Annotated in this window: 6 protein-coding genes and 2 rRNA genes; 5 read left to right on the top strand and 3 right to left on the bottom strand. The window is 33.6% G+C overall.

Features of this window, described 5'->3' with window-relative positions:
* Together E0F89_RS14645 and rrf are read left to right on the top strand one after the other, a co-directional pair.
* Positions 1–191, top strand: a 23S ribosomal RNA gene (locus tag E0F89_RS14645); the annotation flags it as partial.
* Positions 192–359: 168 nt separating this feature from the next.
* Positions 360–469: ribosomal RNA gene (gene rrf / locus E0F89_RS14640) — 5S ribosomal RNA — on the top strand.
* Between the two features lie 401 nt (positions 470–870).
* On the opposite strand, the gene E0F89_RS14635 is transcribed toward rrf, so the two are convergent.
* The gene (locus E0F89_RS14635; RefSeq protein WP_131910520.1) at positions 871–2,097 is read right to left on the bottom strand and encodes an aminotransferase class I/II-fold pyridoxal phosphate-dependent enzyme; all 1,227 of its coding nucleotides are present in this window, start codon (positions 2,095–2,097) and stop codon (positions 871–873) included.
* 286 nt (positions 2,098–2,383) lie between these two features.
* Here E0F89_RS14635 and E0F89_RS14630 point away from each other — a divergent pair, with 286 nt between their 5' ends.
* Both E0F89_RS14630 and lpdA read left to right on the top strand, forming a co-directional pair.
* A complete protein-coding gene (locus E0F89_RS14630; protein WP_131910519.1) occupies positions 2,384–2,842 on the top strand; it encodes an Lrp/AsnC family transcriptional regulator in 459 nt (152 codons plus the stop codon).
* Positions 2,843–2,993: 151 nt separating this feature from the next.
* Entirely contained in the window at positions 2,994–4,397 is a 1,404-nt protein-coding gene (lpdA, locus tag E0F89_RS14625; RefSeq protein WP_131910518.1) for a dihydrolipoyl dehydrogenase, read from the top strand.
* A gap of 83 nt (positions 4,398–4,480) precedes the next feature.
* On the opposite strand, the gene E0F89_RS14620 is transcribed toward lpdA, so the two are convergent.
* Both E0F89_RS14620 and E0F89_RS14615 read right to left on the bottom strand, forming a co-directional pair.
* Complete coding sequence (locus E0F89_RS14620) at positions 4,481–4,861, bottom strand: DoxX family protein (RefSeq protein WP_131910517.1); 381 nt, start codon at positions 4,859–4,861, stop codon at positions 4,481–4,483.
* A 36-nt stretch (positions 4,862–4,897) separates the two neighbouring features.
* Positions 4,898–5,302, bottom strand: a complete 405-nt coding sequence (locus tag E0F89_RS14615) for a VOC family protein (protein ID WP_131910516.1) — start codon at positions 5,300–5,302, stop codon at positions 4,898–4,900.
* Between the two features lie 142 nt (positions 5,303–5,444).
* Between E0F89_RS14615 and E0F89_RS14610 the strand changes: the two genes are divergently transcribed.
* Positions 5,445–6,731, top strand: a complete 1,287-nt coding sequence (locus E0F89_RS14610; protein ID WP_131910515.1) for an anthranilate synthase component I family protein — start codon at positions 5,445–5,447, stop codon at positions 6,729–6,731.
* Positions 6,732–6,741 lie beyond the last annotated feature (10 nt).

Here is a 6,741-nt window from a genome sequence, read left to right as displayed (position 1 = left end):
TTGTCACGCCAGTGGCATCGCAGAGTAGCTACGTTTGGAAGGGATAAGCGCTGAAAGCATATAAGCGCGAAACCCACCACAAGATGAGATTTCTTTTAAGGGTCGTGGGAGATGACCACGTTGATAGGCTATAGATGTAAAGGCAGTAATGTCATAGTCGAGTAGTACTAATAACCCGTAAGCTTATGTACGCTTTTCCTGCCGAGCAATCGGCAGGAAGAAACTTTCTTTTATCCTGAATTTATTTCAGGAACTTTAATACTTTTTTCTTTATCTCAGTATGTTAAGATATTATGTAATTGATGTTTATAAAACAATAAACAACATTACAGTAATTGCCCAAAGCAATTATAACCTCTTAAGGTGGTTATTGCGGCGGGGCTCACCTCTTCCCATCCCGAACAGAGTAGTTAAGCCCGCCTGCGCAGATGGTACTGCAGTTATGTGGGAGAGTATGTCGTCGCCTTTCTTTGAAAAGCCTATCTGAAAAGATAGGCTTTTTTTTTTTGTATCCAAAACTGGAAATTCGCTGTTCTGAATTAAATTTTTTTTAAATTTCAATGGATCAGTCCTAGAACCTATGTAGTGATAAAAATTAAAATATGTAAGAATTACTTAATTATTATGCATCTATATTTATTGAGAGTTTGTTAAAATTGTATGTATCGCTTTTGTTAATTTGTAAATGGATTCATGCATATAATTTCTTAAAATGATTTATTTTTTGAAATTTCTTAAGATTTTACTTAGTGATTTTGATCTTTATTTGTTTTAATATTTGTACTTAATATACTTTTGATTACATAAAACTAATGAACAAAAAAAGCAACAAAATATTTTGTTGCTTTTTTTAATAAAAAAATAAATATACTATTCCGTCAAAATTGATTCTGCTGTTAGAATGTCTAATTCCATCATACATTTCTTCATCATCTGATACGTTCTCTCAATGTCATTATCTAAACCTATAGAAAACCGAATCAAACCATCAGTTAATCCCATTTCTATTTGTTCTTCCATCGGAATCTCACTTGAAGTTGAAGTTCCCGGAGCGCTGAATAAGGTTTTATAAAACCCTAAACTTACAGCAAGATACCCAAGATTTTTTGCTTGCATCAGTTCCATTAAAGCATTAGCTTTCTCCAAAGTTCCCACGTCTAAAGTCATCATTCCGCCAAAACCATATTCAGGATTGATCATCGTTTTATAGATTTCGTGGCTTGGATGGCTTTTTAAACCTGGATAAACTGTTTTTAGACCGTCTTTTTCAAAACGTTCCGCCAGATACATCGCGTTGTAACTGTGTTGTTTCATTCTGATGTGTAGCGTGCGCAAGTTTTTCATCACACTCGCCGAACGCAAACTGTCCATTGTTGGACCCAATAACATACTAGCACCGCTGTTCACATTTTTTAAACTGTCGATAAATTCTTGTGATGCACAAGTTACACCACCCACAGTATCACTACTTCCATTAATGTATTTTGTCAAACTATGAATCACAATGTCAGCTCCTAATTTTGCTGGAGAAACAGATAATGGAGAGAAAGTATTATCAACCACAAGAGTTAATTTATATCGTTTTGCAATTTTTGCCAAACCTTCAATATCAGCAACTTCCAGCAAAGGATTACTCACCGTTTCACAGTACAAAACTCTAGTTTCTGGAGTAATTGCTGCTTCTACAACGTCTAATTTTGTGATGTCGACAAATGTAGTTTTGATGCCGAATCTTGGTGTGAAATTCTTCAAAAAAGCATACGTTCCGCCATAAATAGTTCTACTTGAAACGATGTGATCACCCGTTCCGCACAATTGCAATAGCGTAGGCGTAATCGCTCCCATTCCTGAAGCCGAAACATTTGCTGATTCTGTTCCTTCCATCGCTGCCATGGCTTTGTCTAAGTATAAATTACTTGGTGAAGAGTGACGGGAGTACAAGTAGCATCCTTCCATATTACCTTCAAATGTATCGAACATGGTTTTCGCCGAAAGAAAAGTGTAAGTTGAGGAGTCTGAAATTGATGGATTTACACCACCAAATTCACCAAAGTACTGTAAATCCTGAATATTGTCTGCGGGATTGAAATTTTTCATAATTTATATTTAATAGTTTATTTAGGAGCTATTTCCAGCTATTCGTTTCAATCTTTTCTTTTTTAAAGAAAAAAAGAAAAGGATTTTCACTGCTATCTGGGCTAGAAATCCCGGATAAATCAAGAAATCTATTTCAAAATAAAATCATTCTAGATTAATAATCAATCATATTGCTAAATATTAGATTTTAAAACTATTAAAAAATAAATATCTAATTTAATTTTCTAAATTAGCTTTCTAAATAGGATTTATATAGATTTTATTTCACTTCAAATACTTCATCGGAATGATATTAGACGCTACAGATAAAAAGCTACTTTTTTTATTACAATCAGATAGTAAGAAAACAACTAAGGAACTTTCCTTAAAACTCAATCTTTCGGTTACTGCCGTTTATGAGCGCATTAAAAAACTGGAAAGAGAAGGTGTTATCGATAAATATGTCGTCTTAATTAATCGTTCGAAAGTCGAAAAAGGTTTTGTGGTTTTCTGTCATCTTAAATTAATACAACACACTAAAGAGTTTATCGCTAAATTCGAAAGTGAAGTGATACAACTAAAAGAAGTGATTGAATGCCATCATGTGAGCGGTGATTACGATTATATTTTAAAAATAGTTGTAAAAGATATGGAAGCGTACCGGGAATTTTTGGTTACAAAACTGACTACATTACAACATATAGGAAGTACGCACAGTACATTCATGATTAGTGAAGTAAAAAACACGACCGTTGTTGATGTTTAGAAGAAATGTGAATTTAAAGCAGCATTTAAGCATAATTAAATGTTAATTACTAAAAATTCGTACCAAAAAACCTTCTGAATTAAACTTTAAACAAAACTTAATTCCTTAATTTTGTACAACATTTTATAAAAACACAATAAAAAAATATACTATGAGTTCATTTGACGTAGTCATTATAGGTTCTGGACCAGGCGGATATGTATCAGCAATTCGTTGTGCACAATTGGGTTTCAAAACAGCAATTATCGAAAAATATTCCACGCTTGGAGGAACTTGCTTAAATGTAGGTTGCATTCCTTCAAAAGCATTGCTTGCTTCTTCTCATCATTACAGTGAAATTGCTCATTTTGCAGATCACGGTATTGAAGTTTCTGGTGAAGTAAAAGTAAACCTTGAAAAAATGATTGCACGTAAACAGGCTGTTGTCGATCAAACTTCAGGTGGTGTGAAATTTTTAATGGACAAAAATAAAATTACAGTTCTAGAAGGATTAGGTTCATTTGTTGATGCGACACATGTTGCTGTTGCTAAAGCGGATGGAACTTCTGAAACTGTCGAAGCTAAAAATATCATTATTGCTACAGGTTCAAAACCTTCTTCTTTACCTTTTATCAAAATCGACAAAGAAAGAATCATCACTTCTACCGAAGCTTTAAAACTTAAAGAAGTACCAAAACATTTGGTAATTATTGGTGGTGGAGTTATCGGAATCGAATTAGGTCAAGTGTATTTACGATTAGGAGCACAAGTTTCTGTTGTAGAATATTTAGACCGAATCATTCCTGGGATGGACGCTTCATTGTCTAAAGAATTGACTAAAGTATTAAAAAAGCAAGGCATGAAATTCTACGTTTCACACAAAGTGAAATCCGTAGAAAGAAATGGAGAAGGAGTTGTAGTTCAAGCTGAAAATGCAAAAGGAGAAACAATTACGCTGCAAGGAGATTATTCATTGATTTCTGTAGGTCGTCGTCCGTACACTGATGGATTGAATGCTGATAAAGCAGGAGTGAAAATCTCAGATAGAGGAATGGTTGAAGTAAATGATCATTTGCAAACTAATATTCCTAATATCTATGCCATTGGTGATGTAGTTCGTGGAGCAATGTTAGCACATAAAGCAGAAGAAGAAGGAGCTATGGTTGCCGAAATATTAGCAGGTCAAAAACCACATATTGATTATAACTTGATTCCTGGAGTTGTCTATACTTGGCCAGAGGTGGCTGCTGTTGGACAAACAGAAGAACAATTAAAAGCAGCTGGTGTAGATTTTAAATCAGGAAGTTTTCCTTTCAAAGCTTTAGGTCGCGCAAGAGCTGGTGGAGATTTAGACGGATTTGTAAAAATTCTTGCTGATGCAAAAACAGATGAAGTATTGGGCGTTCACATGATTGGTGCTCGTTGTGCGGATTTAATTGCTGAAGCGGTTACTGCAATGGAATTCAAAGCATCTGCTGAAGATATTTCAAGAATGTCTCATGCGCACCCAACATTTGCGGAAGCAATAAAAGAAGCAGCTTTAGCAGCAACTGAAAATAGAGCTTTACATGTGTAATTAGTTAATTACATTTTCTATAAAATAAAGAAACCCGTTCAAACTAAATTGAGCGGGTTTCTTAGTTTATAGTATTTTTTTTTTTAGCCTTTTGCTATAAACAGACCTTTATAATTTTCCCAATGGCTGTAAATTAAAAATAGATTGCCTAAAAAGAGAAATACAGCAATCGGTATTCCTTGAGGGGATAAGAAAAAATTAATAAATAATATGTTTAAGGTTATAGGTAAGATTAAGAGATTAGCTAATGTTACATAACGTCCGGTAAGAAACGATAGTCCACAGAGGAATTCCATTGATTTTGCTAATGGCAATATATAAGTAGAGGCGACTAAACCTATATTAAAAGCTTTGAAATTCCCAGTAACTTCTGGTTCTGGTGCTAGTTTTAGAAAAAAACTAACGGACGCATAAAGTAATATAAGTCCAATTAAAGTTCGGATAATAATAATTGCAATTTTCATAGTATATTGTGTTAGAGGTTACATATTTGAAAACTATTATTGTGGAATTGCATTTTCATCCATAAACATAATTTCCCACTGATGCCCGTCTAAATCGGCAAAACTATGTCCATACATCCATCCATGATCTTGCGGCTCCATATAAATTGAACCACCGGCATCTTCTGCAGTGTTTACCATTTCATCTACTTTTTCTCTACTATCAACATCTATTGCAATTAATACTTCAGTATTTTTATGGGCGTTGCAAATTTCTTTTTTGGTAAAGTCTTTAAATCGTTGCTCAGTAACTAGCATTACAAAAATATTTTCTCCAATAATCATACAAGTGGCATGCTCATCAGTAAATTGTGGGTTGAAAGAAAATCCAAGTGTAGTAAAAAAATCAATCGATTTTTTAAGGTCTTTAATAGCTAAATTGAGGAAAATTTTGGAAGCCATAACGGGAAAGATTTAATGATTTGAAAAATCTAAAACGGATCAAGCACTATCAAATTTACAAAAAAATAAGCTAATTTTAGTAAAATCGGTTATTGAAGGTTTATTTTTTGTTGTAATTTTGAATTTTAAATACCAATGCTTTTTGAGAACTTCTATTTACAAGTCTATTTCTGATCCAAAACTGTTTAAAGAACAGCTTTTATTTTGGTCTCAACATTTTCGAGAAATCATTTATTTGGACAGCAATGATTATCCACAAAATTATTCCAGTTATGATTGTGTTCTTGCAATCGATGCATTTACTTCAATAAAAACAGATTATCACAATGCTTTTGAGGATTTAAAACAATACCAGCAAAATACCAAAGATTGGCTTTTTGGATATTTATCCTATGATGTAAAAAATGATATTGAACAGTTACAATCTCAGAATTTTGACGGATTAGAATTTCCGGATTTGTATTTCTTCCAACCTAAAAAGTTGTTTTTATTGAAAGGAAATCAACTTGAAATTCAATACCTCAATATGTGTGACAATGAAGTGGAGGAAGATTTTGAAGAAATTGTCGAAAGTCTAAAAACAAAAGTCGAAATAGAAGCATTAGTAACAATTCGACAACGCATTCCGAAAGAAAGTTATCTTGAGAAGGTTTCAAAAGTTTTGGAACACATTCATCAAGGCGATATTTATGAAGCTAATTTTTGTATGGAATTTTTTGCTGAAAATGCAACGATTGATCCAATAGAAAAATTTATCAAACTCAACGAAATTTCTCAGCCTCCGTTCGCCGTTTTTTTTAAAAATAATAAACACTTTTTACTTTCGGCGACGCCGGAACGTTATTTAAGGAAAGAAGGAGAACGTATTATTTCGCAACCCATTAAAGGAACTGCGAAACGATTTTCAGACCCAATCGAAGATGAAAAATCAAAAATACAATTGGCTTTAGACCCAAAAGAACGAGCCGAAAATATTATGATAACGGATTTGGTGCGGAATGATTTGTCTCGAACGGCACAAAAAGGATCAGTTGAAGTACAAGAGTTATGTAAAATTTATTCTTTTTTGCAAGTACATCAAATGATTTCTACTGTAACGTCAAAATTAGATGCGCAATATTCGGTTGTTGATGTATTAAAAACCACTTTCCCGATGGGAAGTATGACTGGAGCACCAAAGATTTCGGTAATGAAAATCATTGAGCAGTTGGAAGAAACAAAACGCGGGTTGTATAGCGGTGCCGTGGGGTATTTTACGTCAAACGGTGATTTTGATTTCAATGTAGTTATCCGAAGCATTTTGTATAATCAAGAAAAACAATACGTTTCTTTTTCAGTTGGAAGTGCCATCACTTCGCAATCAATCCCTGAAAATGAATATGAGGAATGTTTGCTTAAAGCAAAAGCGATGCGAGAAGTTTTAAGTTAAATCCAAACGA

Source organism: Flavobacterium caseinilyticum (assembly GCF_004349085.1).
Taxonomy (GTDB): domain Bacteria; phylum Bacteroidota; class Bacteroidia; order Flavobacteriales; family Flavobacteriaceae; genus Flavobacterium; species Flavobacterium caseinilyticum.
Note: the sequence above shows the minus strand (reverse complement) of the source record. Positions and strands in the feature narration are given on the sequence as shown.

Bases quoted from the DNA above. Each gene is read 5' to 3' on its own strand.
- E0F89_RS14630 (WP_131910519.1), top strand. From the start codon at position 2,384: ATGATATTAGACGCTACAGATAAAAAGCTACTTTTTTTATTACAATCA.
- E0F89_RS14615 (WP_131910516.1), bottom strand. From the start codon at position 5,302: ATGGCTTCCAAAATTTTCCTCAATTTAGCTATTAAAGACCTTAAAAAA.
- E0F89_RS14635 (WP_131910520.1), bottom strand. From the start codon at position 2,097: ATGAAAAATTTCAATCCCGCAGACAATATTCAGGATTTACAGTACTTT.
- lpdA (WP_131910518.1), top strand. From the start codon at position 2,994: ATGAGTTCATTTGACGTAGTCATTATAGGTTCTGGACCAGGCGGATAT.
- E0F89_RS14620 (WP_131910517.1), bottom strand. From the start codon at position 4,861: ATGAAAATTGCAATTATTATTATCCGAACTTTAATTGGACTTATATTA.